General features: G+C 70.9%; 28 protein-coding genes, 1 tRNA gene and 1 pseudogene. 16 read left to right on the forward strand and 14 right to left on the reverse strand.

From position 1 onward, the window contains the following. Positions 1-98: 98 nt before the first annotated feature. Both OG470_RS10415 and OG470_RS10420 read left to right on the forward strand, forming a co-directional pair. Positions 99-1,088, forward strand: a complete 990-nt coding sequence (locus OG470_RS10415) for a LysR family transcriptional regulator (RefSeq protein WP_328423123.1) — start codon at positions 99-101, stop codon at positions 1,086-1,088. Continuing rightward, positions 1,069-1,359 (forward strand): helix-turn-helix transcriptional regulator, encoded by a 291-nt coding sequence (locus OG470_RS10420; protein WP_328423125.1) that lies wholly within the window; start codon positions 1,069-1,071, stop codon positions 1,357-1,359. Before OG470_RS10415 ends, OG470_RS10420 begins: the two co-directional genes overlap by 20 nt. A 265-nt stretch (positions 1,360-1,624) precedes the next feature. Here OG470_RS10420 and OG470_RS10425 read toward each other — a convergent pair whose 3' ends face one another. Then, complete coding sequence (locus OG470_RS10425; protein ID WP_328423127.1) at positions 1,625-2,539, reverse strand: AraC family transcriptional regulator; 915 nt, start codon at positions 2,537-2,539, stop codon at positions 1,625-1,627. Between the two features lie 142 nt (positions 2,540-2,681). Here OG470_RS10425 and OG470_RS10430 point away from each other — a divergent pair, with 142 nt between their 5' ends. Next, on the forward strand, positions 2,682-3,092 hold the full coding sequence (locus OG470_RS10430) for an organic hydroperoxide resistance protein (protein ID WP_328423129.1): 411 nt from the start codon (positions 2,682-2,684) through the stop codon (positions 3,090-3,092). 104 nt (positions 3,093-3,196) lie between these two features. Further along, positions 3,197-4,663, forward strand: coding sequence for an MFS transporter (locus tag OG470_RS10435; RefSeq protein WP_328423131.1), 1,467 nt, complete (start codon positions 3,197-3,199; stop codon positions 4,661-4,663). Between the two features lie 321 nt (positions 4,664-4,984). Here the strand turns inward: OG470_RS10435 and OG470_RS10440 are convergent, their stop codons facing one another. Next, positions 4,985-5,203 (reverse strand): hypothetical protein, encoded by a 219-nt coding sequence (locus tag OG470_RS10440; protein ID WP_328423133.1) that lies wholly within the window; start codon positions 5,201-5,203, stop codon positions 4,985-4,987. 402 nt (positions 5,204-5,605) lie between these two features. Here OG470_RS10440 and OG470_RS10445 point away from each other — a divergent pair. The 5 genes from OG470_RS10445 to OG470_RS10465 all read left to right on the forward strand — a co-directional run bounded on the left by OG470_RS10445 (position 5,606) and on the right by OG470_RS10465 (position 9,217). Continuing rightward, positions 5,606-5,681, forward strand: a tRNA-Arg gene (locus OG470_RS10445). 138 nt (positions 5,682-5,819) lie between these two features. Then, a complete protein-coding gene (locus OG470_RS10450) occupies positions 5,820-6,320 on the forward strand; it encodes an HIT family protein (RefSeq protein ID WP_328423135.1) in 501 nt (166 codons plus the stop codon). A 250-nt stretch (positions 6,321-6,570) separates the two neighbouring features. Continuing rightward, positions 6,571-7,407: a CPBP family intramembrane glutamic endopeptidase gene (locus OG470_RS10455; protein ID WP_328423137.1), complete on the forward strand. Its 837-nt coding sequence runs from the start codon at positions 6,571-6,573 to the stop codon at positions 7,405-7,407. Next, a complete protein-coding gene (locus tag OG470_RS10460; RefSeq protein ID WP_328423139.1) occupies positions 7,407-8,561 on the forward strand; it encodes a sensor histidine kinase in 1,155 nt (384 codons plus the stop codon). The genes OG470_RS10455 and OG470_RS10460 overlap by 1 nt, the downstream gene beginning before the upstream one ends. After that, a complete protein-coding gene (locus tag OG470_RS10465) occupies positions 8,558-9,217 on the forward strand; it encodes a response regulator transcription factor (protein ID WP_328423141.1) in 660 nt (219 codons plus the stop codon). The genes OG470_RS10460 and OG470_RS10465 overlap by 4 nt, the downstream gene beginning before the upstream one ends. A gap of 89 nt (positions 9,218-9,306) precedes the next feature. On the opposite strand, the gene OG470_RS10470 is transcribed toward OG470_RS10465, so the two are convergent. The 5 genes and pseudogenes from OG470_RS10470 to OG470_RS10490 form a co-directional block, all read right to left on the reverse strand. Continuing rightward, complete coding sequence (locus OG470_RS10470; protein ID WP_328423143.1) at positions 9,307-10,071, reverse strand: hypothetical protein; 765 nt, start codon at positions 10,069-10,071, stop codon at positions 9,307-9,309. A gap of 293 nt (positions 10,072-10,364) precedes the next feature. Beyond that, positions 10,365-10,964 carry a ClpP family protease gene (locus OG470_RS10475; RefSeq protein ID WP_328423145.1) on the reverse strand — a complete coding sequence of 200 codons (600 nt, stop codon included), beginning with the start codon at positions 10,962-10,964 and terminating at the stop codon, positions 10,365-10,367. A 135-nt stretch (positions 10,965-11,099) separates the two neighbouring features. Next, positions 11,100-11,597, reverse strand: a complete 498-nt coding sequence (locus OG470_RS10480; protein WP_328423147.1) for a helix-turn-helix domain-containing protein — start codon at positions 11,595-11,597, stop codon at positions 11,100-11,102. A gap of 113 nt (positions 11,598-11,710) precedes the next feature. Continuing rightward, positions 11,711-12,829, reverse strand: coding sequence for a hypothetical protein (locus tag OG470_RS10485; protein ID WP_328423149.1), 1,119 nt, complete (start codon positions 12,827-12,829; stop codon positions 11,711-11,713). A gap of 13 nt (positions 12,830-12,842) precedes the next feature. Further along, positions 12,843-13,313: pseudogene (locus tag OG470_RS10490) on the reverse strand (SigE family RNA polymerase sigma factor); the annotation flags it as partial. 210 nt (positions 13,314-13,523) lie between these two features. Here OG470_RS10490 and OG470_RS10495 point away from each other — a divergent pair. Beyond that, complete coding sequence (locus OG470_RS10495) at positions 13,524-14,537, forward strand: potassium channel family protein (RefSeq protein WP_328423151.1); 1,014 nt, start codon at positions 13,524-13,526, stop codon at positions 14,535-14,537. A gap of 16 nt (positions 14,538-14,553) precedes the next feature. Here the strand turns inward: OG470_RS10495 and OG470_RS10500 are convergent, their stop codons facing one another. After that, on the reverse strand, positions 14,554-15,039 hold the full coding sequence (locus OG470_RS10500) for a MarR family winged helix-turn-helix transcriptional regulator (RefSeq protein WP_328423153.1): 486 nt from the start codon (positions 15,037-15,039) through the stop codon (positions 14,554-14,556). Positions 15,040-15,121: 82 nt separating this feature from the next. Here OG470_RS10500 and OG470_RS10505 point away from each other — a divergent pair, with 82 nt between their 5' ends. Then, positions 15,122-15,766: an FMN-dependent NADH-azoreductase gene (locus OG470_RS10505; RefSeq protein WP_328423155.1), complete on the forward strand. Its 645-nt coding sequence runs from the start codon at positions 15,122-15,124 to the stop codon at positions 15,764-15,766. A gap of 69 nt (positions 15,767-15,835) precedes the next feature. On the opposite strand, the gene OG470_RS10510 is transcribed toward OG470_RS10505, so the two are convergent. The 3 genes from OG470_RS10510 to OG470_RS10520 form a co-directional block, all read right to left on the reverse strand. After that, complete coding sequence (locus tag OG470_RS10510; RefSeq protein WP_328423157.1) at positions 15,836-16,870, reverse strand: 2-oxoacid:ferredoxin oxidoreductase subunit beta; 1,035 nt, start codon at positions 16,868-16,870, stop codon at positions 15,836-15,838. Next, on the reverse strand, positions 16,863-18,710 hold the full coding sequence (locus OG470_RS10515; protein ID WP_328423159.1) for a 2-oxoacid:acceptor oxidoreductase subunit alpha: 1,848 nt from the start codon (positions 18,708-18,710) through the stop codon (positions 16,863-16,865). Before OG470_RS10515 ends, OG470_RS10510 begins: the two co-directional genes overlap by 8 nt. Before the next feature lie 315 nt (positions 18,711-19,025). Next, on the reverse strand, positions 19,026-20,471 hold the full coding sequence (locus OG470_RS10520; RefSeq protein ID WP_328423161.1) for a hypothetical protein: 1,446 nt from the start codon (positions 20,469-20,471) through the stop codon (positions 19,026-19,028). A 129-nt stretch (positions 20,472-20,600) separates the two neighbouring features. On the opposite strand from OG470_RS10520, the gene ndhC reads away from it, so the two are divergent. Then, positions 20,601-20,978, forward strand: a complete 378-nt coding sequence (gene ndhC / locus OG470_RS10525; RefSeq protein ID WP_328423163.1) for an NADH-quinone oxidoreductase subunit A — start codon at positions 20,601-20,603, stop codon at positions 20,976-20,978. 67 nt (positions 20,979-21,045) lie between these two features. On the opposite strand, the gene folP is transcribed toward ndhC, so the two are convergent. Continuing rightward, positions 21,046-21,915, reverse strand: a complete 870-nt coding sequence (gene folP / locus OG470_RS10530) for a dihydropteroate synthase (protein WP_328423165.1) — start codon at positions 21,913-21,915, stop codon at positions 21,046-21,048. A gap of 152 nt (positions 21,916-22,067) precedes the next feature. Between folP and OG470_RS10535 the strand changes: the two genes are divergently transcribed. Genes OG470_RS10535 through OG470_RS10550 form a run of 4 tightly spaced genes read left to right on the forward strand, consistent with a single transcriptional unit; the run spans position 22,068 to position 24,465 of the window. After that, positions 22,068-22,694, forward strand: a complete 627-nt coding sequence (locus OG470_RS10535) for a DivIVA domain-containing protein (protein WP_328423167.1) — start codon at positions 22,068-22,070, stop codon at positions 22,692-22,694. Beyond that, on the forward strand, positions 22,691-23,188 hold the full coding sequence (locus OG470_RS10540; RefSeq protein ID WP_328423169.1) for an SRPBCC family protein: 498 nt from the start codon (positions 22,691-22,693) through the stop codon (positions 23,186-23,188). Before OG470_RS10535 ends, OG470_RS10540 begins: the two co-directional genes overlap by 4 nt. 58 nt (positions 23,189-23,246) lie before the next feature. Beyond that, a complete protein-coding gene (locus tag OG470_RS10545; RefSeq protein WP_328423171.1) occupies positions 23,247-23,828 on the forward strand; it encodes a DNA-3-methyladenine glycosylase I in 582 nt (193 codons plus the stop codon). Positions 23,829-23,841: 13 nt separating this feature from the next. Further along, a complete protein-coding gene (locus tag OG470_RS10550; protein ID WP_328423173.1) occupies positions 23,842-24,465 on the forward strand; it encodes a hypothetical protein in 624 nt (207 codons plus the stop codon). A gap of 12 nt (positions 24,466-24,477) precedes the next feature. Here the strand turns inward: OG470_RS10550 and OG470_RS10555 are convergent, their stop codons facing one another. Then, entirely contained in the window at positions 24,478-25,269 is a 792-nt protein-coding gene (locus OG470_RS10555; RefSeq protein WP_328423175.1) for an enoyl-CoA hydratase-related protein, read from the reverse strand. A gap of 4 nt (positions 25,270-25,273) precedes the next feature. After that, positions 25,274-26,092: a PaaX family transcriptional regulator gene (locus OG470_RS10560; RefSeq protein WP_328423177.1), complete on the reverse strand. Its 819-nt coding sequence runs from the start codon at positions 26,090-26,092 to the stop codon at positions 25,274-25,276. Between the last annotated feature and the right edge of the window lie 53 nt (positions 26,093-26,145).

Genomic DNA, 26,145 nt, shown 5'->3' on the forward strand with positions numbered 1-26,145 from the left:
CGTGATCTCCTTACTCGGACCTGACCTCCCGCGAACGGCGCCCTGACCGACCCGAAACGACAAGCGAAAGATTCTGCACTTACGTTAAGTTCTGCTACATGCTTGACGTGAGACGCATGCAGGTGCTGCGAGCGGTGGTCACCAGCGGGTCGGTGACGGCAGCGGCAGCGCACCTGGGCTACACCCCCTCCGCAGTCAGCCAGCAGGTGGCAGTGCTGGAAAAGGAGGCCGGCATCGCGCTACTCGAACGGGTCGGCCGAGGTGTACGGCCCACGGCAGCGGGCCGACTGCTCACCGGCCACGCAGCCATCATCAGCCAGCACCTCGCCGAGGCCGAGACCGCGCTGGCCGACCTGCGAGCCGGGCGTACGGATCGGTTGACGATCCGCTACTTCGCCTCGGTCGGGCCGACTCTGCTAGCCCCCGCCCTGGCTCGGCTCCGGCGCGAGCATCCGGGTGTGACGATCGATCCCAAACTGGCCGACCCGGATCCGCTGCCGGACGTGGAGCAGGGCAGCGCCGACCTGGCCATCGTGGTCCGCCGACCCGGCGACGAGAGCCGCCAGGGCATCCGGCTGGTGCACCTGCTCGACGACGCGTACCAGGCCGTGCTGCCCACCGGGCACCCGCTCGCCGCGCATCGGGTAATCGACCTGGCCGACCTCGCCGGCGAGCCCTGGATCAGTAGCGAACCGCCAGGTCCCTGCCTGGAGCCGATACTCGACGCTTGCGCCGGGGCAGGCTTCAGCCCGAAATTCGTGGCGAAGTCGGAGGACTACGCCACCGCCCAGGGATTCGTCGCCGCCGGTCTCGGAGTCAGCCTCATCCCCCGACTGGGACTGGGCACCCGCCATTCCGGCGTCACCGTCCGCCGGGTCCGCCGCCCGGAGCCGGCCAGGGCGATCTACGCCGCGGTCCGGGAGATCTCGCTGGCGCAGCCGGCGCTGGGCGCACTGATCGACGCTCTCAAGGCCGCCGCGAAGGAAGGAGACGCAGGCATCGCAGGTAACGGTCTCCACCCAGCAACCCGTCCAGTTCCCCACGCCCACCGATCCCAGCCTCCGGGCAGTGTGCGACCTGCTGCGTAACGACCCGGCCGACACCCGGACCCTCGCCGAACTCGGACGGCAGATCGGCGCGGGAGACCGGACCCTGAGCCGCCAATTCCGCACCGACCTCAGCATGACCTTTCCCCAATGGCGCACCCAACTGAGGCTCTACCACGCGCTGAACCTGCTGGCCGACGGCGACCCGGTCACCACCGTCGCCCTCCGCTGCGGCTGGTCTTCCACCAGCGCCTTCATCGACGCCTTCCGCCGCACTTTCGGCGAGACACCCGGCGCCCACCGCAAGCACTAAAACGACACCAACGACGACGTAAAACGATGGGCAAGACGGCGCGCTGCGCGAAGTCGCCAGACGCATTCGTCACCGACGAATCCGTGCTCGACTCCGAACCTCGCTGGTGATCCCACGATCGAGACCGTACTCGGCCGGGTCCCTGATGGCGGTAGCACTGAATGACGACGGTCGTCCGAACGGACATTAATCAAGGCGCGCTCATCGCGGCAGGTCAGGATGGTGTCCAACAGGAGGTCGTCGTCGTCACGGCGGGCTGAGCGGACTACCTCCGCGACTGCTGGCGGTACCGACCGGGGGCCAAGCCGTACTCTCGTTTGAACGCTTTGGCGAAGGCGAATTCGGAGGTGTATCCGGTGCGCTGCCCGACGGTTTGCACCGGTCTGTCGGTGTCGCGCAGCAGTTGCGCCGCCAGGGTCATCCGCCACCAGGTCAGGTAGCCCAGCGGCGGTTTGCCGACCAGCGAGGTGAACCGGCGGGAGAAGGCCGCCCTCGACAGTCCGGCTTTCGCGCCCAGCGATTCGACCGTCCACTGCCCGGCGGGTTCCTCATGGATGTGGCGCAGCGCTGCGGTGATCGCCGGGTCATGTAGCGTCGCAGCCCACCCGGTGGCCGGGCCGTCGTCGGTTTGCTCGTCGAGCCAGGCCCGCAGGATGTAGAGCAACATGATGTCCAGCAGGGCCGACACGACAGCTTCGGTCCCGTGGTCGGGGTTGGCGATCTCGTCTCCGAGCAGGTTGACGGCAGCATGGAGCGGCGTGCGGTGGCCGAGACGTGCCGGCAGGTGGATGACCTCGGGCAGTTCCTCGAACAGTGGATGTGGCCGGGTCTGGTCAAGCGTGTACGCGCCGCACAACAGGATCGTCGTGGCCCTCTCGCCGTCGTCGGCGCTCGGCGCTATCTCCCGCAGGGAGGCCGAGGGTGCGCCCGTCAGGGGCGTCGACGGGCTGTCGGCCAGAGCGTGCCCGCAACCGTGCGGCAGGCACACCACATCGCCCACGCTCAGGGCGATCGCGGCGCCCTCCGGAGGGATCAGCCAGCATGTCCCCTCCAGCACCACATGGAAGCCGGCCCCGGAGAACGGCTCGGCCCGCACTCCCCACGGAGCTCGCTTGCGGATCTCAGTGGAATGCGGGCGCCCCATACGCATGACACCGATTGCATCGCTGAGCACATCCATCACCAGATCGTATCGCTTAATGCCATCGAGCAAGACGATCAGATATGAAACGGAGACGGTGAGCCATGGGGGGCAGCTCCTGATCTTCTTAGGCTGAGTGCGTCAAACAGATTGACCGATCGGTCTACCAGAAGGGCAGGACATGAGCCTGTACACCGCCGTCGCGACCGCGACCGGCCGCGACGGCCGCGCCTTCAGTTCTGACGGCAAGTTGGACGTCGGGTTGGCCCTGCAGAAGGAGTTGGGCGGCACCGGCGACGGCATTAACCCCGAGCAGCTGTTCGCGGCGGGCTACGCGGCCTGCTTCGCCACCTCCATGCAACTGGTGGCGCTGGAGAAGCAGATCGACGTCTCGGGCATGTCGGTCACCGCCGAGGTCGGCCTCGTCCCCAACGGTCAGGGCGGCTTCCAGCTCGAAGTCACCCTGCGGACGAAGCTGCCGGAGAACCTGTCCCGGAATATCGGTCGCGAACTCATCGAGGCCACCCACCAGGTGTGCCCGTACTCCAACGCCACGCGCGGCAACATCCCGGTCGAGTTGCTCGTCGAGTAACCACCGTCGGCAGACCGCCACCTGGACCGCGGCAGTCCGCGATCCAGGTGGCGTTGTCGTTCCCGGTTGCCCCACAAGTCTGGACGAACAACCCGAGTCGGAGCATGAGCATGATAGAGACGTCTACGTCGTCCGCCTTCAGGCCGGATCCCGCCGCGACAGGCGGTGGCGCCGCCACGGGTGGACGCGTCAGGAACGCGGCGCTGCTGCTCTTCGTCGTGTGCGCGGCGCAGTTTCTCGACGCGATGGACATCGCGACGATGGGGCCCGCCCTACCGCAGATCCAACGGGAACTGGGCATGACGCCTGACGCCCTGCAATGGGTGGTGAGTGCCTACACGCTCGGCTTCGGCAGCACACTGCTGCTGGGTGGCCGGCTGGCCGACCTCTTCGACCGTAAGAAGCTGCTGATCGGCGGGCTGTTGGTGTTCGCGATAGCCAGCATCGCCGGCGGCTTGGCTGACGGGACTGCCGTTCTCGTGGTCGCGCGCCTGCTCAAAGGCGTCAGCGCGGGATTCACGGCCCCGGTGGCGATGGCCATCCTGCTTGACGCCTTCCGTGACGAGAAGGCACGCAACCGCGCCCTCGGCACGTTCCTGGCCATCACCACGGTCGGCTACTCGCTCGGTCTGGTCGTCGGCGGGGTCCTCGCGGGTGTCACCTGGCGGCTTGTGCTGTTCCTACCGGCGGCGGTCGCCGTCATCGTCGCCGCCCTGGCCCTCGTGGCGGTGCCGGGCGGCTCTGGCCGGCAGGAGCAGAACCGGCAGCGGATCGACGTCGTCGGCGCGGCCCTGGTGACGGGCGGTGCCATCGCGCTCGTCTACGGGATCAGCCGCGCCGCGGCCGTCGGTTGGACCGACATCGCCGTCATCGGCCCACTGGTGGCCGCGGCCGCACTGCTGGCGGTGTTCATCCTGGTCGAACGGGCACACCCGACCCCGTTGATCCCGTTCGCCATATTCACACGCCCTCAACTCGTGCGGGCCAACCTCTGCATCCTGATGTTCGGCGCCTACGTCGGCTTCCAATTCGTCCTCACGCTCTACTATCAGGACGAGCTGGACTGGTCGCCCCTGCAGGCCGGACTGGCTTTCCTTCTCGGCGCGGCGCTCACTGGTGCGACGGCTCGATACGCCGCCGTCGCCGTCACGAAATACGGACCCTGGCCGGTGGCGACTCTCGGCCTGCTCACGCTCGGCGTGGGCTACCTCGCCTGGGCCCTGCTCATCGGCCACACCAGCACGATGCTGATCCTTCTCGTGCAGCAGGTGCTCGGCGGCATCGGATTCGCGGCCGCCTACACCGCGCTCAACATCGCAGCCGTCGGAGGTGCCCGCCAGGATGAGCAGGGCCTGGCGTCCGGCCTGTTCAACGCTGCCAGCCAGATCGGGGCCGGGATCGTGCTCGCGGCGATCACCACCGCCTTCACCGCGCACGCCGACCATGGGCTGGGCAGCTATCGCGCCGGCCTGTGGACGATCACCGCAGTCTCCACCGCGATCACGCTGCTCGCCGCCACGGGAATCCTCGCTAATCGCACGAAAACTCGGCTTCCTGACCTCCTCGCTTGACCCTCCTGAGCCTGCCGAACGCAACAAGAGACGGTGCTCCGCCGCTCGGGGCCACACGGGGGACCACCTCAGTGAGCGAGACGAACGGCGGCAGCGTCGTCGCCCCGCCGACGGCAGCGCTCCGGGATGCCACCGAATCGTCCTATTAGCGCCGACCATACTCACCTTCGAGACGGTGTTACGGTGCGATCGTTCCCGCGATACCGCGCGCGACATACCTGGACTCCGGCATCGCCGATGAAATGGGTCGATGCGATGCGGAGGACCGCGTTGGGAGGAGACCTTGCGGCTCCGCGGCTGTTGGGTGAGTGTTCTCACCGGTCATGCCCGACCGTTCGTTCTCGCCTGGTCCGCGGTTCGTGCGGCGAGGTAGCCCGCCCCGTCACGGCGCGCGTAGCTCACCCAGCGGACGGCGGTGGTGACGTGCATGCCGAGCAGGTCGGCCATGACGGCATCGGGCAGGGCGGCGGCGAGGGCGGCGAGGGCTGTGTTGCGGGCCGAGCGAACCGTGATGCCGTGACGGCCGAGCTTCTGGGTCATGGCGTGGGTCGAGATCGGCAGACCTGGAACCATGCCGGGGAACAGCAGGCTTGGGCCGGACTGAGCTTGGGCGAGCAACGGCCGGGGCTGGGGGCTGTTCGGCGAGGCGCCGTAGGAGATCAGCGAGCCTCGGTGGCAGCAGCACCGGGTGCTGGCGAGGGTCCGCCGTCGGGTCCTTATTGATCTTGGCGCTGTGCTCGCCGTGTGGTCTCCAGCGGAGGTCACCCCGGGTCAATCCGTGCCACTTCAGGTCAGTCGGGGTCAACGATCATGGTCGCTGACCCGTCTGGTGTGATCCGCGTGTGGTCGTCGGTCGGGTCGGCCCGCCGGGTCACGCAGGTCAACGGGGGTCAGTCCCTGCCAACGCGGGTCGATCCGCAGGTCGCTAGACTGGCCATTCGCGCCCCCGTAGCTCAGGGGATAGAGCATCGGTTTCCTAAACCGTGTGTCGCAGGTTCGAATCCTGCCGGGGGCACCAGGTCACACCCTTGAGCGTGCCTCCGGCGGGGATCTCCGGTCCCGGGGGGGGCATGCAGGCCGGCAGGCGGCGGCTGGCTGCATCATCGTCGCTCGGGAATCCGGTTGCCATATAGATTCTGATGATTACGTTTAGTGCATGAACTTGCCTGGCAACGAGCTCGCCCAGCCAGAGGACTGCCTCTTCTGCGCCATCGTGCGCGGTGAATTGGAAGCAAGCCTTGTCCATCAGGATGACGAGATCATCGCATTCATGGACCTGCACCCCGTGACCCCGGGGCATCTGCTCGTCGTGCCACGCCTGCACGCCGTCGGCTTGGAAGACCTGCCCGAGGATGTTGGTGGACGGATGTGGACGCAGGCGCATCGGCTCGCCAGAGCGCTCCGCCGTTCCACACTGCGGTGCGAGGGGGTAAACATGTTCCTCGCCGACGGAAAGGCTGCATTCCAGGAGATCTTCCATGTGCACCTGCACGTGTTCCCGCGCTTCGCCGGTGACACATTCCGTATCGACGCGGACTGGCGGCGCAGGGAGCGCGTCGAGCTGGACACGACAGCAGCTGCCGTTCGCGAGGGGATGACCGCCGCTCAGGTGGCGGCTCGGCCATCCCCGGGCCAGCCGCCAAGCGCAGGCGTTTAGGGCATCCCTGTCGGTTGGCCAGCGGCACCGGCAGGTCGTTCCTCAAGTCCGGCATACGCGTCGTTTGTTCATTCGGTCAGGTTCCCCGACCTTCAGCAAGGCCCGCCCGACGGCCTCGTGCGCAGGTGCTTGTCCCCCGTGCGAGCTACCCGCAAGTGTCCACCGCACGGTGACGATTCCTGACCGGCGACTCCATAGCGTTTGACGTGGCCGCTGCGCTCCAGCCGCGGACCTCGTTGAAGGAGTCGTCATGCGCTTGTTGAAGCAGCTTGTGGCCGTTGTGGCGGTCACCTTCATCGGCAGCCAGGCCATCGCCGCGGTGGAGGGGAACGCCTGGCTCACCCTGGCCCTGGGTGTGTTGACGGCGGTGGCCGCGATCCTCGTCTACGCGTGGGTGGTACGGCGCACCGAACGTCGCGCGGTCACGGAGGTGGCTCGGGCCGGAGCCGGCGCTCGGATCACCCGAGGGGTGCTGATCGGGTTCGGGATGTTCGCGGCAGTGATCGTCAACATCGCCTTCGTCGGCGACTACCACGTCAACGGCCTGGGCTCGGTGACAGGCGCGGTGGCGCTGTTCGGGTTCATGGCCGCCGCCGCCACGACCGAGGAGCTGATCTTCCGCGGCGTCCTGTTCCGAGTCGTCGAGGAACGCATGGGCACCTGGATCGCGCTGTTGCTGACCGGCGTGGTGTTCGGCTTGATGCACCTGCTCAACCCGGACGCCAGCCTGTGGGGCGCGATCGCCATCGCGGTCGAGGCCGGGTTCATGCTCGCCGCCTGCTACGCCGCCACCCGCAACCTGTGGGTGCCGATCGGCCTGCACTTCGGCTGGAACTTCGCCGCCGGCGGCATCTTCAGCGTCGTGGTCTCCGGCAACGGCCAGTCCGAGGGCCTGCTGGACACCACGATGTCGGGCCCGACCCTGCTCACCGGCGGCGACTTCGGGCCGGAGGGAAGCCTCTACACGGTGGCGGCGGGTGTGGCGCTGACCCTGGTGTTCATGTGGCTGGCCCACCGCCGCGGTCACCTCGTCCCGCGTCACCGTCGCGCGGTCGGCGTCCAGCCGGCGACCGCTACGGTCTCCTGATGGTCGGCCTTCGGATGGTCCCGGACTCGTGGCGGCGGTGGGACGTCACGGTCCGGGATCTCCCGTTGGCGCTGCTGCTCGCCCTCGCGTCGGTGGTGCCGGCCCTACAAAACCACGGTACACAGCTCGGCGACCTGCCGGGGCGTCCCTTCGACGCGCTGACCGTCGTGGTGCTCGCCCTGGAGTGCCTCCCGCTCGCCGTCCGCCGGCGCTGGCCGGCCATCTGCCTCGCCCTGGTGTCGGTCGGCTTCGCGATCGACCAGCTCCGCGGCTATCACACGGTCGCGGGCTCCGCGCTGGCCATCGCGCTGCTGAGCGCGGGGGCCCACCTGGAACGTCGTCGGCGCACCACCATGATCCTGGCCTCCGCCGCGTACGTGGCGCTGGCCGTCGCTCTCGACCGGCACGGGTCGACCGAAGGCGTGACCGGGTTCGTCACGTTCTACCTGGCGGCGGCCCTGGCGTGGGGCATCGGAGCCTGGCTGCGGCAGTCCCGGGCCGTCGAGGCCGAACGCCGCCGCGACGTCGCCCTGACCGCCCGCGCCGCCGAACGCACCCGGATCGCCAGCGAACTCCACGACATCGTGACCCACCACGTGACGGCGATGGTCGTGCAGGCCGAGGCTGCGCGCTACCTGACCGCCGCCCCCGAACGCCTCGACACGGCCCTGACCGCCATCACCGACACCGGCCGGCGGGCCATCACCGACCTGCGCCATCTGCTCGACCTGCTCAACCCCGACCACAGCATCGATCCGCGTACGCCGTCCGTCGGCGAGCTCCACGCCCTCGTGGAGCAGACCCGGCAGGCCGGGCAGCCGGTGGAGTTCACCGAGGAGGGCAGCCCGGCGGGCACGACCGGCGGTGCCGAGGTAGCGGCCTACCGAGTCGTGCAGGAGGCGCTGACGAACGCCCTCAAGTACGCCCACGGCAGCCGCACCACTGTTCACGTGCACCATGGCGAGAGGGAGACCACTGTGGAGGTCAGCACCGAAGGCTCGGGCTCGTACGCCGGGGCCCCCGGCGGGAGTGGACGCGGCCTCGCGGGGCTCAGCGAACGGGTCGGCGTGCTCGGTGGCGAGTTCAGCGCAGGACGACGGGCGGACGGCGGCTTCGTCGTGCAGGCCCGGATTCCTACCGGGAGCCCGTCATGACGGCGCCGATCCGGGTGCTGGTCTGCGACGACCAGGCGCTGATCCGTACCGGCTTCGCGACCATCATCGATGCTCAGCCCGACCTCGAGGTGGTGGGCGAGTGCGGGGACGGGCGCGCCGCGGTCGACCTCGCCGGCCGGCTGCATCCGGACGTGGTCGTGATGGACGTACGGATGCCGGTACTCGACGGCATCAAGGCAACCCGCCTGCTGGCCGGTGCCGGAGTGGCTCAACCCGTCAAGGTGCTCGTGGTGACGACGTTCAACCTCGATGAGTACGTGTACGAGGCGCTGCGCGCGGGAGCAAGCGGGTTCCTGCTCAAGGACGCCCCTCCGGCCCAGTTGCTGCACGGTATCCGCACCGTCGCGACCGGTGCCGCGCTGCTGGCGCCCGAGGTGACCCGGCAACTCGTGGGCAGGTACGCGGCGCGGATCCGTCCCGCCGAGGGCACGCGGGACGACGTTGGGCTGACCCCGCGCGAACTGGAGGTGTTGCGTCTCATCGCCAACGGCCTGTCCAACGGCGAGATCGCCGCGACCCTGGTGATCAGCCAGGAGACCGTCAAGACGTACGTGTCACGCATCCTCACCAAGCTCGACCTGCGCGACCGCGTGCAGGCGGTGGTCTACGCCTACCGTGCTGGCCTGGTGACCTGAGGGAGCGCCGTCGGTGAGATCCGACGACGCTCCCTTTCGCTACCACAATCAGGCCTGTTGAGCGCGGTGAGCCAGACGTGCCGGCCCGGTCAGAGGAACTTGTACATCTCCTCGGACGCTTCCTCGACCTCGCCGGCGGGCGGCGCCGACACCGAGACAGACTTGCCGAAGTCGCTCATCTTCATGTCGGTGACGAGATCACCCAGAGTCTTCGTGGCGACCGTGTAGGACAGTGCGGTGAGCCGGCCCTCGCCGTCGACGGTCGCTTCGAACGGGATCGCCTTGGGGTCCTTCGCCAGTTTGGCGGACGACTCGATGCCCTCGCGCATTCCGCCATCCGAGCTGGCGGCGGCGGCCGCCTTCTCCAGGTCAGCGGTGCCCTTGTAGGTGCCAGCGCCAGTCGACTCGGCGGTTACGATGCCGCCGATGATGCCGGTCTGCGACTTGAGGTCGAAGGACTGGCGCAGCGCGCTGGTGGGCCGGAGCTTGGTGAGGTCGACCTTCATCCACGGCTTCTTGCCTTCGCCCGACTCGGACTTGATGTAGGCGGTGTCGCCGATCAGCCGGGCCTCGATCGGCTCCGGGGCGTTACCGGTGACCTGGATCGTCTTGGTGGCAGGGTCCATCTTTCCGCTGAGAGTGATGGACTGGCCGCCGGCCTTCACAGCGGCGTCCATGGTGACCGGGCCGGAGAGACTGCGGTCCATCGCCTGCTGGATGGCTTCGACCGGGTCGGCCGCGGACGTTGCGGGGGCGGGTGAGGTGTTCTGCGCGGTGTCGCCGGAGTCGGTGCCGCAGCCAGCCATGAGGGCGGCGGCGAGGGCGATCGAAATGGCAGGGATCAGTCGACGCATAGAGGTGACCCTAACGGGCGACCGCTACCCCATTTCCGCGAGCATGGCACCTGCGTGACGCTGTAACGAGAATCCATGGAAATGCGCTGCGACTCGCGGGCCGCCCGTATTCCCACCGCTGGGAATAGGCTCCGACGTATCGATGGCCAGCACCACAGGCCCGTGCCTGGTCGGACGCGGATCGAGGGGGCCGCGTCCGGCGTCGGCACGGGTCACCGCTGGACTCGTCGGAGGACGTCGTGCGCCGTGCCGCGGTGGCGGCCGGCGGGACCATCGCCGGCCGCCACCGCGGGTCAGACCGCCGGTAGCTGCTCGGCTCGGGTGAGCACCTGGTCGATCAGGCCGTACTCGCGGGCCTGCTCGGCGGTGAACCAGCGGTCCCGGTCCCAGTCCCGCTGGATCTCGTCCAGTGTCCGTCCACTGTGCTGGGCGATCAGTTCCTGCATGGTCCGCTTCACATGCAGCATGTTCTCGGCCTGGATGGTGATGTCCGAGGCGGTGCCGCCCATTCCGCCGGAGGGCTGGTGCATCATGATCCGCGAGTGTGGCAGCGCGTACCGCTTGCCGGCCGTGCCGGCGCAGAGCAGGAACTGCCCCATCGAGCCGGCGAACCCCAGCGCCAGCGTGGCCACGTCGTTGCGGACGTAGCGCATCGTGTCGTAGACCGCCATCCCCGCGCTCACCGAGCCGCCCGGCGAGTTGATGTAGAGGTAGATGTCCCGATCGGCGTCCTCGGCGGCGAGCAGCAGGATCTGCGCACAGATCTGGTTGGCCGATTCCTCGGTCACCTCGGTGCCGAGGAAGACGATCCGCTCGCGCAGCAGCCGCTCGAAGACCTGATCACCGAAGGACGGCTGCCCGCCGTCCAGCATTCGCACGCCGTACCCGATCATTCGCCGCCGCCTTCCGCCGTGCCGGCGGGCGGCGGACCGCCCGGTGGACCGGCTCCTCCAGCGTGCGTGCGGCGGCGGTGGCGGGACCAGGGATTCTGCCAGTGGCAGATCCGCCGATGGCAGAACCGGCGCGACCTACGCGGCGGTCAGCCGCCGCGCGCCCGCCCTGGCCCGCGCGCAGCCCAGCAGGGCGGCGGTACGCGGACCGGGGCGCGAGCCACCGGCGGAGGCCATCGGGCGGACGCACAGTGTCGGCCCGGCCGCCCCCGGTGCCCGGTGCAGAATCGGCCCGGCGGTGCGTGGGCCGACTCGCAGGGTGTGGTTGCCGGCGTCGCGTCGCGCCACCTCGACCCGCTCCAGCCGGGTCAACACGGCCCGTGGCGCGGTCGGGATGCGCGGCTCGACCTGGCGCAGGTCGTCGCGGGCCTCCTCGAGCAGGTCGGAGAGGCGGATGCCGAGCGCCCGGCAGATCGCGGCGAGCACCTCCGACGAGGCTTCCTTGCGGCCCCGCTCGACCTCGGAGAGGTAGGGCACGGAGACCCCGGCCGCTGCGGCCACCTCGCGGAGCGTGCGGCCCTGGCGCTGGCGGAGCCGGCGCAGCACCCCGCCGATCACTCGTCGCAGCAATGACATGCGGGCCTCGCTTTCGCGGTCGTCGTGCGGGGAACACCCCCATCATGCCCGTTCCCGGCCGTCCGGGCCGACCCGCGCGGGCCGCGCCGCCACTTTGGCGCGGGCCCGGGGCCTCATCGGCGCAGGTGGGTGTGCCAGTCCGCCGGCTCCGGCACCAGCGTGACCGCGCGGAACAGAGCCCGGGTGCCGCCGCTGGGCAGCAGCGCGCGGTCGTCGATCGTCACGGTCGCCCCGTTCACGTCGTAGACCGTCAGCGACTCGTCGCCGTCCTGCCCGCCGAACCGCGCCGGATGCCCGTCGAACGTGGTGTTCGGGTTTACGAACGCCTTGTCAGCGGGATCGGTGACGTGGCGGTATCGGGAGGCGCTCACAGTCAACGTGCGAGCCCGCTGCCAGCTGGGCTCGGCGGTGGCCGGCTCCGGCGACCAGGTGGTCGAGGCGTGCCAGGACGCAGGTTCTTCCAGCGACTCGAACACCTCGACAGTGATCACCCGCAGGTTGGCCGGTAGGCCCGCCACCGTCGCCGGCATCGGGACCGGGTCGTTGCCGAACCGCAGCGACTCAGCCACCCGCGCCGCGGCGCCCCGCGCATCCGGTCCGGCCCCGACCACCCGGGCCTGTGCCCAGCCGTCCGGGGCGTACCGCCAGCGCAGGATTGCCTCCGGCCGCTCCGCGCCGCTGTACGCGACGAAGCTGCTGACCGCGCCGTTCAACTCGGGTCCGTCGCTGGTGCCGATCGCGGTGGCCGGCTCCCCGCTGTCCCGCTGCGGCGCCGGCGGCTCCACCCCCGCCGGGTAGAGCGTGACGGAGACGCCCTGCCACGGGTCGCCGTTTTGGCTGCTGGTCGCGCCGAGGTACACGCCGGGGCCGGCGAGCAGCAGCCCGGCCTGGTACTGGAGGTCGCGGATCCCGTCCGGCAGCCAGCCGAACCGCACGTACACCCGCCCGGGGTCGACCGTGGTCAACGCGGCCGGCAGGCCGGTCGCTGTCTCCTTCCCCGCGTCGCCGGGCGACATCGTGGCCGGCGAACGGTTCGAGGTCAGCAGGTTGGGCACGGTCAGCGCGCCCACGGTCAGCGCCGCCGCGAGCAGCACGGCGCTGGTGCCGCGGGCGACGCGACGCTGACGGCGCGCGGCGCTCATCGCCCCTTCCACGTCGAGCACCCGGGAGGGTGTTTCCGCCGATTCGACCTCGGCGAGCATCAGGTCGGCCATCTGGCGTTCGTCCAGCATCTCGTCGCTCCTCTCAGTTTCCGGTGAGGCTGGGGGTGAGCAGGGCGCGCAGGGTGGCCAGACCCTTGGCGGCCTGGCTCTTCACGGTGCCGGCCGAACAGCCCAGGGCCTGCGCGGTCTCCTCGACGCTGAGGTCCTGGAAGTACCGCAGCACCAGCACGGCGCGCTGCCGGGGCGGGACCCGGCGCAGCGCCCCGACAAGGGTGATCCGGTCCGTGGGATCGGCGGTGGCGGTCGGCCGTTCGGGCAACGCGGCCCCGAGCCGTACCCGGGACCAGCGCAGGCGTCGCTCGTCGATCAGCCGCCGTAGCAGCATGGTGCGCACCAGGGCGTCCAGGTGGTCGGCGCGGCGGGCTCGCGCCCAGGTGCGATACAGGTCGGTGAGGACCCGTTGCAGGATGTCGTCGCCCCGGTCCCAGTCCCCGCTCATCAGGTACGCGGTCCGTCGCCACTGGACCATCCGGGCCCGGACGTACTCGGTGTACTCGTCGTCGCCCCGCCGCCGCGTTCGCCGCTTCTCGTCACGAGGGTCGTGCCCCCTCCGTCTGCCGGCCTCGACCGGTTCGTCGCTGTCGGCTGGTAGTCGGGTCCGGCGCCGTGATCGGTTGCCCCGGTCGGCGACCCGGGGGTGCGGACCGCGCCGTAACCGCTATGTTGTGGGCGTGCAGGCGACGGTGGTGGAGCAGGTTCGACGGTGATCCATTTTCCCGCGCAGCGCCGGGGCCCGCTGAGTGCGCTGAGCCTCCGGCTGGCCGCCGCCCTGGGTCTGGTCTTCTCAGTGGTCGCCGCGGTCTACCTGGACCGGGACGGCTACCGCGACGTCAACGAGGATGGCCTCACCCTGCTCGACTGCTTCTATTACGCGGTCGTCTCGCTCTCCACCACGGGCTACGGTGACATCACTCCTGCCGCGCCGTCGGCCCGGCTGGTCAACGTCCTCTTCGTCACCCCGGCCCGGGTGCTTTTCCTGATCATCCTGGTCGGCACCACCCTGGAAGTCCTGACCGAGCAGTACCGGACCGGCCGTCGCCTGTCGCGGTGGAGGAGAACCGTGAAGGACCACGTCATCATCTGCGGCTACGGCACCAAGGGCCGCAGCGCGGTCTCCGCCCTGGTGGAGAACGGTCTGGACCGGTCGAGGATCGTGGTGGTGGAGCGCAGCGGCCCCGCCCTGCGGCAGGCCACCTCCGCCGGGCTGGTCGCCATCGAGGGCTCGGCGACCCGGTCGTCCGTGCTGGAGGAGGCGCACGTCCGGACGGCGAAGGCCGTGATCATCGCGACCGATAGTGACGATGCCTCGGTGTTGGTGGCACTGACCGTCCGCCAGGTCACCGCAGGGCAGGTACGGATCATCGCGGCGGCCCGGGAGGCGGAGAACGCCCCGCTGCTCAAGCAGAGCGGCGCGCACCACGTGATCGTTTCCTCGGCCACCGCCGGTCGGCTGCTCGGCCTGTCCACCTCGGCGCCGCCGCTGATCGACGTGGTGGAGGACCTGCTCACCCCGGGTCAGGGAATGGCGCTGGCGATGCGCTCGGCGGAGCGGGACGAGGTGGGTCGCTCACCGCGCGAGCTGGAGTCGTTGGTGATCGCCCTGGTCCGCCGGGGCAAGGTGGTCACCCTGGCCGACCGGGCAGGCGCGGTGATCGAGACCGGCGACATGCTGGTGCACGTCCGCGACGACCGCCCTCAGTCCGCCTCGACGGTCTGAGCCACCCCCGGCGGGGTCAGCAGTTGTCGGCGGCCGACTCGTCCGGGTAGATCGCTGCGCAGGTGATCGCCGTCCCGCTGGTCGCCTGCCGGAGCAGCAGGTAGAGCCTCTCCCGATCGGCGGGCTCCAGCGCCCCCAACACCTCGTCCTCGGCGCCCACGAGGGCGCATTCGGCCTGGTTGAGGCGTTTCGCCCCGTCGTCCGTGAGCTCGACGACGTGCCGGCGACGGTCCTCGGGTGAGCGGCGACGCTCGATCAGCTGCATCGCCTCCAGATCGTTCAGCAGCCCGACGATGTTGGTGCTGTCCATCTCCAGGGTGCTGGCGAGCGCCTGTTGGCTGATTCCGCCGCCGTCCCGCAGCACGGTGAGCGCGACCAGATGCCGCGGCCGTAGACCCAGCGGCGCCAGCACCGACTCGGACCGCAGCCGCATACGGCGGGCCAGGTGGTCCAGCAGCGCGCCCGAGCGGTGCTCCGGGGGGTCGAGCTGCATGGCGGACATGTGACCCAGTCTACCGAGCTGATGAAACATCTGCCTGCTATAAATAGTTGGTGCTACACAGACGATCCTTGGAGGAGGAATAATGCATCTGTTGCATATCGATTCGAGCATCCGAGGCGATTGGTCGGTCAGCCGGCGGCTCACCGCCCGCGCCGTCGCCACCTGGCGTGCCGCCCACCCGGACGGCACGGTGACCTATCGAGATCTGGGAGCCGAGCCGCTGCCCCACCTGGACGCGGCGGGTGGCCTGGCCCGGATGACGCCACCGGACCAGCACACCCCGGCGCAGCGTGACTCCTGGGAGCTCAGCGAGCGCGTGGTCCGTGAGGTGCAGCAGGCCGACGTGGTGCTGCTCGGGCTGCCGCTCTACAACTACGGCGCGCCCAGCAGCGTGAAGGCCTGGGTCGACCACCTGATCCTGCCCGGGTTGGCCTATGACCCGGTGACCCAGAAGGGCCTGCTCGGCGGGCGGGAGTTCGTCGTGCTCGCCACCCGTGGTGGCGGCTACGGCGAGGGCACGCCCCGCAACGGCTGGGACCACGCCGAGCCGTGGCTCCCGCACGGCCTGTCGCAGACCGGCCTGGAGCCGCGCTTCATCGCCACCGAACTGACCCTCGCCCCCGCGGTCCCGGCGATGGCCGAACTCATCCCGCTGCACGAGGCGAGCCTCGCGGCGACCGAGAAGGAGATCGACAACCTCTGGCTGCCGGCCTCCACCCAGCGCTGAGCAGAGCCGATACGACGAGAGCGGCCGCCCCCACCAGGGGACGGCCGCTCTCTCGTCAGGTCGTACGGGTCAGAGGATCGTCCAGGTGTCGCCGCTGCCCAGCAGGCCGGCGAGTTGCTGCTCGGGGGTCTCGGTGACCTCCGCCTTGGCGGCGGCGAGCTGGCTCTGCACCACGCTGTCGTAGGACGGCCGGTCCACGTTGCGGAACACCCCGATCGGGGTGTTGCGCAGGTCCAGGCCGGGCAGCCGGGACAGCGCGAAGGCGTACGCCGGGTCGGCCACCGTCGCGTCGTGCACGACGATTTCCTCCGGGCGGACCGAGCTGGTGTCCCGGACCTCCAGGCCGAACCCGCCCGGCGGGTGTACGACGCAGAACCGCCCGTCGGCGCCGAAGGTGATCGGCTGCCCGTGCTCCAGGCGAATCAGGTAGTCGTCCCGGGTGGACGGGTCCTTGAGCTGGTCGAACGCCCCATCGTTGAAGATGTTGCAGTTCTGGTAGATCTCCACGAACGCCGAGCCCTCGTGCTCGGCGGCGGCCCGCAGCACCGACTGCAGGTGCTTGCGGTCGGAGTCGATGGTCCGGCCGACGAAGCTGGCCTCCGCGCCGAGGGCGAGGGAGAGCGGGTTGAACGGGGCGTCCGCCGAGCCGGACGGAGTGGACTTGGTGATCTTCCCGACCTCGGAGGTCGGCGAATACTGCCCCTTGGTCAGCCCGTAGATCCGGTTGTTGAACAGCAGGATCTTGAGGTTGACGTTCCGCCGCAGCGCGTGGATCAGGTGGTTGCCGCCGATGGAGAGCGCATCACCGTCACCGGTGACCACCCAGACCGAGAGGTCCGGCCGGGACACCGACAGGCCGGTGGCGATCGCCGGGGCGCGGCCGTGGATCGAGTGCATCCCGTACGTGTTCATGTAGTACGGGAAGCGGGACGAGCAGCCGATCCCGGAGACGAAGACAGTCCGCTCCCGGGGGATGTTTAGCTCCGGCATGAACTGCTGGATCGCCGCCAGGATGGCGTAGTCGCCGCAGCCGGGGCACCAGCGCACTTCCTGGTCGGACTTGAAGTCCTTGGCGGTGAGCTTGAGCGCGACGGACTCAGACATTCTTCAGCACCTCTTCCAGCGTCGTCTCCAGCTCGGCGGACGTGAACGGCAGGCCGCGGACCTGGTTGTAGCTGATCGCGTCGACCAGGTAGCGGGCCCGGATGACGTGCGCCAGCTGGCCCAGGTTCATCTCCGGAATGACCACGCGGTCGTAGGAGCGCAGCACCTCGCCGAGGTTGGCCGGCATCGGCGCCAGGTGCCGCAGGTGCGCCTGGGCGACGGACAGGCCCCGCTGGCGCAGCCCACGGCAGGCCGCGCCGATCGGCCCGTACGTCGAGCCCCAGCCGAGCACCAGCACCCGGGCGTCGCCGTCCGGGTCCTCCACCTCGATGTCCGGCACCGGGATGGTCTCGATCCGGGCTGCCCTCGTACGCACCATGAAGTCGTGGTTGGCCGGATCGTAGGAGATGTCCCCGGTCTTGTCGGCCTTCTCCAGCCCGCCGATCCGGTGCTCCAGCCCCGCGGTGCCCGGGATCGCCCACGGCCGGGCCAGGGTCTCCGGGTCGCGCAGGTACGGCAGGAAGGTGGTGCCGTCCTCGCCGTTGGGCTTGGTGGCGAACTCCACCCGCAGGTCGGGGAGTGACTCGACGTCGGGCAGCAGCCACGGCTCCGAGCCGTTGGCGACGTAGTTGTCCGACAGGAGGATCACCGGGGTGCGGTAGGTCAGCGCGATCCGGGCGGCCTCCAGCGCGGCGAAGAAGCAGTCCGACGGCGATCTGGGCGCGATCACGGCGATCGGCGCCTCGCCGTGCCGGCCGTAGAGCGCGATGTTGAGGTCGGCCTGCTCGGTCTTGGTCGGCATGCCGGTCGACGGGCCGGCGCGCTGCACGTCCACGATCACCAGCGGCAGCTCCAGCGCCACCGCGAGCGAGATCGTCTCGCTCTTGAGCGCCACGCCGGGGCCGCTGGTGGTGGTCACCCCGAGCGACCCGCCGTACGACGCGCCCAGTGCGGCGCCGACCGCGGCGATCTCGTCCTCCGCCTGCATGGTGAGCACGCCGAAGCGCTTGTGCTTGCTCAGCTCGTGCAGGATGTCCGAGGCCGGCGTGATCGGGTACGCGCCGAGGAAGACCGGCAGCCCGGAGCGGACTCCGGCAGCGACCAGACCCAGCGAGAGTGCGGCGTTGCCGGTGATGTTGCGGTAGGTGCCCGGCTTCATCTTCGCCGGCTTGACCTCGTAGCGGACCGCGAAGTCCTCGGTGGTCTCGCCGAAGTTCCAGCCGGCCTTGAACGCGGCCACGTTCGCCGCGACCAACTCCGGGCGGGCCGCGAACTTACGCTCCAGGAAGCGCAGCGTCGACTCGTACGGCCGGGAGTACATCCAGGAGAGCAGGCCGAGGGCGAACATGTTCTTCGACCGCTCGGCGTCCTTCTTGGACACCTCGTGGGCGGCGAGCGCGCCGACCGTCATCGAGGTCAGTGCCACCGGGTGCACGACGTAGCCGGCCAGCGACTCGTCGTCGAGCGGGCTGGTCTGGTAGCCGACCTTGGCCAGGTTGCGCCTGGTGAACTCGTCGGTGTTGACGATGATGTCCGCGCCGCGCGGCAGGTCGGCCAGGTTGGCCTTGAGCGCCGCGGGGTTCATCGCCACCAGCACGTTGGGCGCGTCGCCCGGGGTGAGGATGTCGTAGTCGGCGAAGTGAACCTGGAAGCTCGACACGCCGGGCAGGGTGCCGGCGGGAGCCCGGATCTCGGCGGGGAAGTTGGGCAGCGTGGAGATGTCGTTGCCGAGCTGTGCCGTCTCCGAGGTGAACCGGTCGCCGGTCAACTGCATGCCATCGCCGGAGTCACCGGCGAACCGGATGACCACCCGGTCGAGTTGACGGATCTGCTTGGTCACGCCTGCACCTCGCTTCGCTGCGCGCGGTCGCGCGGGCGGCTGAACATGATGGTGACCTCGCCTTGCCCGGCCACGGAACCTCCTTGACGCAACGCTGCAACGCACCGCCCCAGGCTGGTCCGGTCCGCTGTCGTTCCTCACCTGAGAGCCTACGTCGAACGGACCCCCGACCCTTCCCAGAGGTCCGCCGACTGGGACCGGATCGGGCCGAGAATTACCCGGTTTTGCGACGTTTCGCCCGGCCCGCCGTAATCCAGATCACCGTCGGCGTCGCGCCGGCGACCCCGATCGGCCGGCGAGCCCAGGTGTCGCTGCTCAGTCGGTGGCGGTGGTGGGCCGGTTGGGCGCCCGGTCGGTGAGCCGGCGACGCAGCGAGATGGTGGCCAGCGCCAGGGCCAGCACCACCAGCAGCGCGGAGACCGCGATCAGGATGACCGCAGTGCGCCGTACCGAGGTCATCGGGCCGTCGTCGGCGGTCCCGCCGCCGCCGAGTACGCCCTGAGAGCCGGTCGGCGCGGGGGGTGAGACCACCGGGGTGGCCAGCGCGGCCGCCGCGGTGATCCGGAAGCTCATCTGCACCTGTCGGGTCGGGCCACTGCGCGGGTCGAGCTGGCCGATCACCGCACCGGACAGCGGCGCTTCCCGCTGGGCCTGCGGCGTCGCCTCCACCGGGAGCAGCAACTCGACGGTCCTGCCCGCCGGTACCGAGCCGACGTCGCAGCGGGTGCGGGTCGGGTCGACCGCCACGCAGCCAGCCGGCGGGGTCGGCACGCTCACCCCTGCCGGCAGGACCACCTCTACCCGGCCTGGGGCGTCCGCCCTGCCGGTGTTGCCCAGCCGGACCGCGAGGGTGCTCGGGGCGCCGCTGATGTCGAAGGCCACCTCGTCGGCGGCCAGCGAGATCCCGGAGACCGGCGGGCCGGGCGGGAAGAGCACCGCGAAGCCCTGGTCGTCGGTCGCCTCGCCGGCCACTCCCGGCGCGTCCGCGGCGACCTGCACGGACCCGCTGAGCGGCATCTGGCGCCAGGCGTTGCCGGCCACCCGCAGCCGGAGCAGGCTGCTGAACCGGGCGCCCGCCATGGCCGTCCAGGCCCCGCACCGGTACGCGCCGCCGCCGGTGGTGGCGCATCCCCTCGTCCCGGCATCGGTCAGGCCGGCGGGCAGGGTGTACGAGAGCCGGATCCGCTGGGCGGCGGTGGCTGTATTGGTCACCGTGACCCGGAGCGTGGTGACCGTGCTGGCCGCGTTCCAGTACGTGCCGGTGACGGTGACGTCCTCGGTGGTGACCTGCACGCCGAGCGGGTTCGGCGGCGGGGCGTCCGGGCCCGGCGCCGACGGGCGGACCGGCGGCACGGTGGGCGCCGGCGGCCGAGGCGTGGGAGGCCGGGTGGTGCTGCCCGGCGCGGGTGCGGTGGTGGTCGGTGCCGGTGGCACGTCCGGCGCGGTGGTCTCCGGGGCCGGTGGCGTCGTCTCCGGCGGCGGCGCGGTGGTCTCCGGGGCCGGGTCGGTCGGCACGGGATCGTCGCCCGGTCCCTCGGTCGAGGTGGGCTCATCCGTCGGGGTTGTCCCGGGGCCCGGCTCGGGTTCCGTCGCCGGGTCGGTCACCACCGCGATCGGGTTGGCCTCCGGCACCGCCGCGCCGGCCCAGGTCGGCCCCACGGCGAGTGCCGCGAGCAGGCCGAGCGCGAGCGATGTCGGCAGCAGGGGCGTGGAACGCCGACCCGCCGCCCGGCCACCGGGCGGTACGTTCAGGCGGGCCATCTGTCCTCCGGTGACATGGGTGAGGGTTCCAGTATTCGGTCACAGTTGCCCCAGTGCACTAGTCCCATCTGGAAACAAATCCGTAACGTGTTTGGGACGGCCGTTCGGGGCGGGCGGTAGGCTCCCGTCGTGACCGGTTACCTGGGCTCGTACGCGACGCTCGGGCTCTTGCTGCTCGCCAGCGTCCTGTTCTTCGTCACTGCGTTCTCTGCCAACCGGGTGTTACGTCCCGCCCGTCCGGCCAATCCGGTCGGTAAGCGGACCAGCTACGAGTGCGGGCTCGACCCGGTCGGCGCGGACTGGGCGCAGATGCAGATCCGCTACTACGTCTACGCCTACCTGTACGTCCTGTTCGCGGTCGAGGCGGTGTTCCTCTTCCCCTGGGCGGTGGTCTTCGACCGGCCGGGCTTCGGCCTGGTCACGGTGGTGGAGATGGCGGTGTTCGTGGCGGTGCTCGCGCTCGGCATCCTCTATGCCTGGCGCAGGAACATCCTGCGCTGGACCTGACCGCCGCGACCTCCGGCGATCGTGCCGGTCCGCCCGGCCGTTCGCGGCCTGTTGTCGCGACGACCGGTCAGGCCAGGCCCCGCCGGGTCACCGCGGGCGGTCGGTCACCGCGGATCGAGGCCACCATGTCCAGCACCCGGCGGGTGGGCCCGACCTGGTGTGCGCGGAACACCTGGGCACCCAGCCAGGCGGAGATGGCGGTCGCGGCGAGCGTCCCCTCCAGCCGCTCGGCCACCGGCAGGTCCAGCGTCTCGCCGATGAAGTCCTTGTTGGACAGCGCCACCAGCAGCGGCCAGCCGGTCCCGGACAGCTCGTCCAGCCGGCGGGTGATCTCCAGGGAGTGCCGCGTGTTCTTGCCGAAGTCATGTGCCGGGTCGACGAGGATCCCGTCGGGGCGTACCCCCGCCGCCACCGCGCGCTCGGCGAGCCCGGTGACCGTCGCGACCACGTCGGCGACCACATCGTCGAAGGCGGCCCGGTGCGGTCGGGTCCGCGGAACCAGCCCGCCCGCGTGTGAGCAGACCAGGCCGGCGCCGGTCTGCGCGGCTACCCGGGCCAGCGTCGGGTCGGCACCCGACCAGGTGTCGTTGAGCAGGTCGGCACCGGCTGCCACGGCCTCCACCGCCACCTCCGCACGCCAGGTGTCGATGGAGATCACCACGTCCGGGAAGGCGGCCCGCACGGCGGCGATGGTGTCGACCGTGCGGCGGATCTCCTCGGTGGCGTCCACCTCGGCGCCCGGCCCGGCCTTCACCCCGCCGATGTCGATGATCTCCGCACCCTCCTCGACCGCCCGCTCGACCGCCCGCAGCGCGCTGTCGGCGGCGAAGGTGGCGCCCCGGTCGAAGAACGAGTCCGGCGTGCGGTTGACGATCGCCATCACCACCAGCTCACCGGGGGCGAACGTCCGCCCACCCAGCCGAAGCGCCCCGGCCATGCCCGCCTCCTGAGAATCCGCACCGTCGCCGCTAGCGCCGGCCGGTCCGACGCTAGCCGGTCAGCCGACCGCCATGTCGGTCGGGCGTCGACGCCGATCGTGATCGGGGTGGTGGGGTCGCTCCCGGCCGGTCGCCGTGCCACGATCAGTGCATGGGTCAGCTTCTGCTCCTCCTGGTCGTGGCGTTGACCGTCGCAGCGGTGGTTTTCGGCGTGACGGTGCTGGTCAGCGGCCGTGATCCCGGCCTGGCGCCGGCCGAGCCGGATTCGCAGGCCGTGCCCCTGCCGGGCACCCGGCCATTGCGCGAATCCGATGTGGGCTCGGTCCGTTTCGATACCGCGCTGCGCGGGTACCGGATGGCCCAGGTCGATCAGACGATGCGTCGCGCCGCCTACGACATCGGCTACAAGGCTGAGCTGATCGGCGTGCTGGAGGCGGAGGTCATCGCGTTGCGCGAGGGACGCACCACCGACGCGGACGCGCTGCGCCAGGCCCGTGAGCAGTCCGCTGGCGCGGCGACCGACGAGGGCGCGGTGGCCGGGCCGGGCGCGGCCGGCACTGGTTCGCTGCCCGACGCCACCTCTTCCCCCGCGGACTCCGACGGCGTGGCGCCGGCCAACGGCGAGCCGACCACGGCCGCGGCCGGGTCGGCCGGCACTGGTTCGTTGCCCGATGCCACCTCCTCTCCGGCAGACTCCGACGGCGTGGCGCCGATCGTCGGCGAGCCGGCCGACGGCAACGGACAGCACGGCGCGGTGGTGCGGTCGGAGAGCGCGTGACCGGCCCGGAGGGCGCCGACGATCTTCGCGAGGCGGCCCAACCGGGCGCTGGCGAGGTGACCGCCACGGTGATCGTCAAAGCCCCGGCGGAGCGGGTCTTCGCCGCGCTGCTCGCCTGGGACCGTCAGTCCGACTGGATCCCGTTCACGCGGGTGCGGGTGGTCGAGGGCGACGGCCGCGAGGGCAGCCGGATCGAGGCGGTGACCACGGTCGGCCCGGCGGTGCTGCGCGACGAGATGCGGGTGGTCCGGGTCGACGAGCCGTACGAGATCGGCGTGGTGCACTGTGGCCAACTGCTGCGCGGCCCGGGCGTGCTGCGCTGCACCCAGATGGACCGGGACCGCACCCAGGTGGTCTGGCACGAGTGGTTCCACCTGCCGGGTGGCCGGGCCGGTCAGCTGGCGTGGCCGGTGCTCTGGCCCGGCTCCAAGGTCGGCCTCACCCAGACGCTGAAGAGGTTCGCCCGTCTGGTCGAGCAGGGCCGACTGCCCTGACCCACGCCCGGCGGCCGGCGGCAATGGCGTGTCAGTCGGATGGCCTAGCGTGTACGAGGTGACTGACCTGGTGATCGGCGCCGACGGGCTGCCCCGCTGCGCCTGGGGGGCGAGCACCCCCGACTACGCCGTCTACCACGACACCGAGTGGGGGCGGCCGCTGCGCGGCGACGACGCCCTCTACGAGCGGATGACCCTGGAGGCGTTCCAGTCCGGTCTGTCCTGGCTGACCATCCTGCGCAAGCGCCCGGCGTTCCGGCTGGCCTTCGACGAGTTCCGGATCCCGACCGTCGCCGGCTACGACGACGCCGACGTGACCCGGCTGCTCGCCGACGCCGGCATCGTCCGTAACCGGGCCAAGATCGAGGCGGCGATCGCCAACGCCCGCGCCGCGCTGGAGCTGCCCGACGGGCTCTCCGCGCTGCTCTGGTCCTTCGCCCCGCCGGCCCGGCCCGCCCGTCCCGCCTCGTTCGCCGAGCTCGCGGCGATCACCCCCGAGTCGACCGCGATGGCCAAGGCGCTCAAGAAGCGCGGCTTCCGGTTCGTCGGCCCGACCACCGCGTACGCGCTCATGCAGGCGACCGGGATGGTCGACGATCACATCGTCGGCTGCCACGTCACGCTCCCACTCGCGGCGTGATGGGATGGCAGGCATGACGACCGAGACCGCGCGCCGGGCCGGCGAGGCCGGCCACACCGACGGGACGGGCACGTGGGCCGTGCTGCTGCCCGCCGAACGGTACGAGGCCGAACGGCTCGTGCACCACGACGCGCTGGAGCTGACCGGGTTGACCGACGTCGGCCGGCCGAGCCCCGGTGACCGGGTGGCGGTGCTGGCCGACGCGCCGCTCCGGCTGGTGGCGCTCGGCCGGGTCACCGCCCCGGGCCAGCGGCACCGGGAAGACCCGGACGACCCCCAGTCCCCGGTCGAGCCCGGGACGCTCGTCGTGGCGTACACCCGGCGGGCCTTCGACGAGCCGGTGCCGGCCGACCGGCTGACGCTCGACGGGCCGGTCACCGCGTTGGCCCCGGCGGCCTTCCGGGCGCTGGCCGACCGGCTCGGCCCGCCCCCGGCGCGGCGCACCTGGCTGGTCAGCCTCGACCTGCCGATCGAGGCCGGCACGCCGGCCGAGGCGGTCCGGCTGTTCTGGTCGTACGTGCAGGAGCTGGGCCCGCGTGAGCTGCCCGCCTTCGTCTCGCCGTCCGGGGACGAGCTGGCCATGCAGGCGTTCGTGCTGGGCGAGGAGGCCAACCAGGACCCGGAAGAGGACGACTAGAAGGCCCAGCCGTCAGCGTCCCTCGAAGACCGGTTTCTGCTTACCGACGAAGGCGATGGTGGCCGCACGGTGGTCGGTCGTGGCGCCGCAGATCGCCTGCGCCTGCGCCTCGGCGGCCAGCGCGTCGGCGAGGGTGCCGGCGTCGGCGATGGAGAGCTGCCGCTTGATCGCCCCGTACGCGACGGTCGGGCCGGCGGCGAGCCGGGCGGCCAGTTCCTGCGCGGCCGGCAGCACCTGCTCGTCGTCGTCCACCAGCCGGTTGAGCAGCCCCAGCTGGCAGGCCTCCTTGGCGCGGACCGGCTCGGCCAGCATCAGCAGCTCCACCGCCTTGGCGTGCCCGACCAGTCGGGGCAGCGTCCAGGAAGCGCCGGTGTCAGCGGCGAGGCCGACCTTGGCGAAGGCCATCAGGAAGCTCGTGGCCGGGCCGCCGATCCGGATGTCAGCGAGGAAGGCCAGCGAAGCGCCCGCCCCGGCGGCCATCCCACGGACGGCAGCCACCACCGGCTTGGGCAGATTGGCCAGCCGGGCGGCGATCGGGTTGTAGTGCGCCCGCACGGTGTCCAGCGGGTTACCCGCCCCGCCCTCCAGGGTCGCCACGTGCTCGCGCAGGTCCTGGCCGGCGCTGAACGACCCGCCCGCGCCGGCCAGCACGACCGCCCGGCAGGACCGGTCGGTCTCCAGCTCGGCCAGGGCGTCCCGCAGGGCCTCCTTGAGCGCCACGTCGAGCGCGTTCATGGCGTGCGGCCGGTTCAGCGTGAGGGTGACGACGGCATCGGTCCGGTCGACCAGCAACGGCTCGGTCACGTGTCTAACGACCCTTCTGTCGGACGATGCGGTTACCGGCGTCGAGGCACTGCTCGACGTACCGGTCTGCGGCCGGACGCAGGCGTGCCGCGTGCCGGTCGAAGAAGCTGGCCGCGGCGGTGCCGGGCCAGCGCTCGGGCAGCAGCGCCGGGGGCAGCTGCGGGTCCCGGAACAGGAACGTACGCCACGCGTGCACGAGCCGGAACCGGGCCGCGTACGCCTCCTCGTCGGTGCTGCGCACGGTGACCGCGCCGAGCAGCGGGCGCTGGTCGCCGACGAACCGCTCGTAGGCGCGGCCGATCTCGGTCAGGTTCCAGGCCCGGCGGACCACGCCCATCGCGCCCGGGGTGCCGGAGAAGTGGGAGGCGGTGAACCGCTCGAACCGGACACCGGCCTCAGCGAGCAGCAGGTCGACGTCCTCGGCGGGCCGGGTGGCCACCCAGGTCTGCTCGTCCAGCGTGCCGTAGCCGAGGAAGCTGAGGTTGGCGGCGAGTCGCTGGCGGTCCCGCCGGGAGCCCGGCGCCTCCAGCACGAGCAGATCGAACCGGCCGTCCCAGCTGACCCGGCCGGTCCGGTAGATCCGGGCTGCCGCTTCGTCCAGTCGTCGGGCAGCTTTCGGTGTGATCGAATATCCCGGTCCGGACGCCAACCGGAGCGGGTCGAGCCAGCCCTGACGCACCATCCGGGACACGGCGGTGCGAACGGCCGGCGGCGCGATTCCCAACGGCGCCAGCAGCTTGACCAGGGCGGCGACCGGTGCCCGGCCACCCCTCGGTCGGAGGTGGTCGCCGTACAGGTCGAAGAGTGCCGACCGTGCCTGCATGACCGCACATTGTGACAGGCCTTCTCAAGATAAGCTAGATGCTGTTACATCAA

This window comes from Micromonospora sp. NBC_00389 (assembly GCF_036059255.1).
GTDB lineage: Bacteria > Actinomycetota > Actinomycetes > Mycobacteriales > Micromonosporaceae > Micromonospora.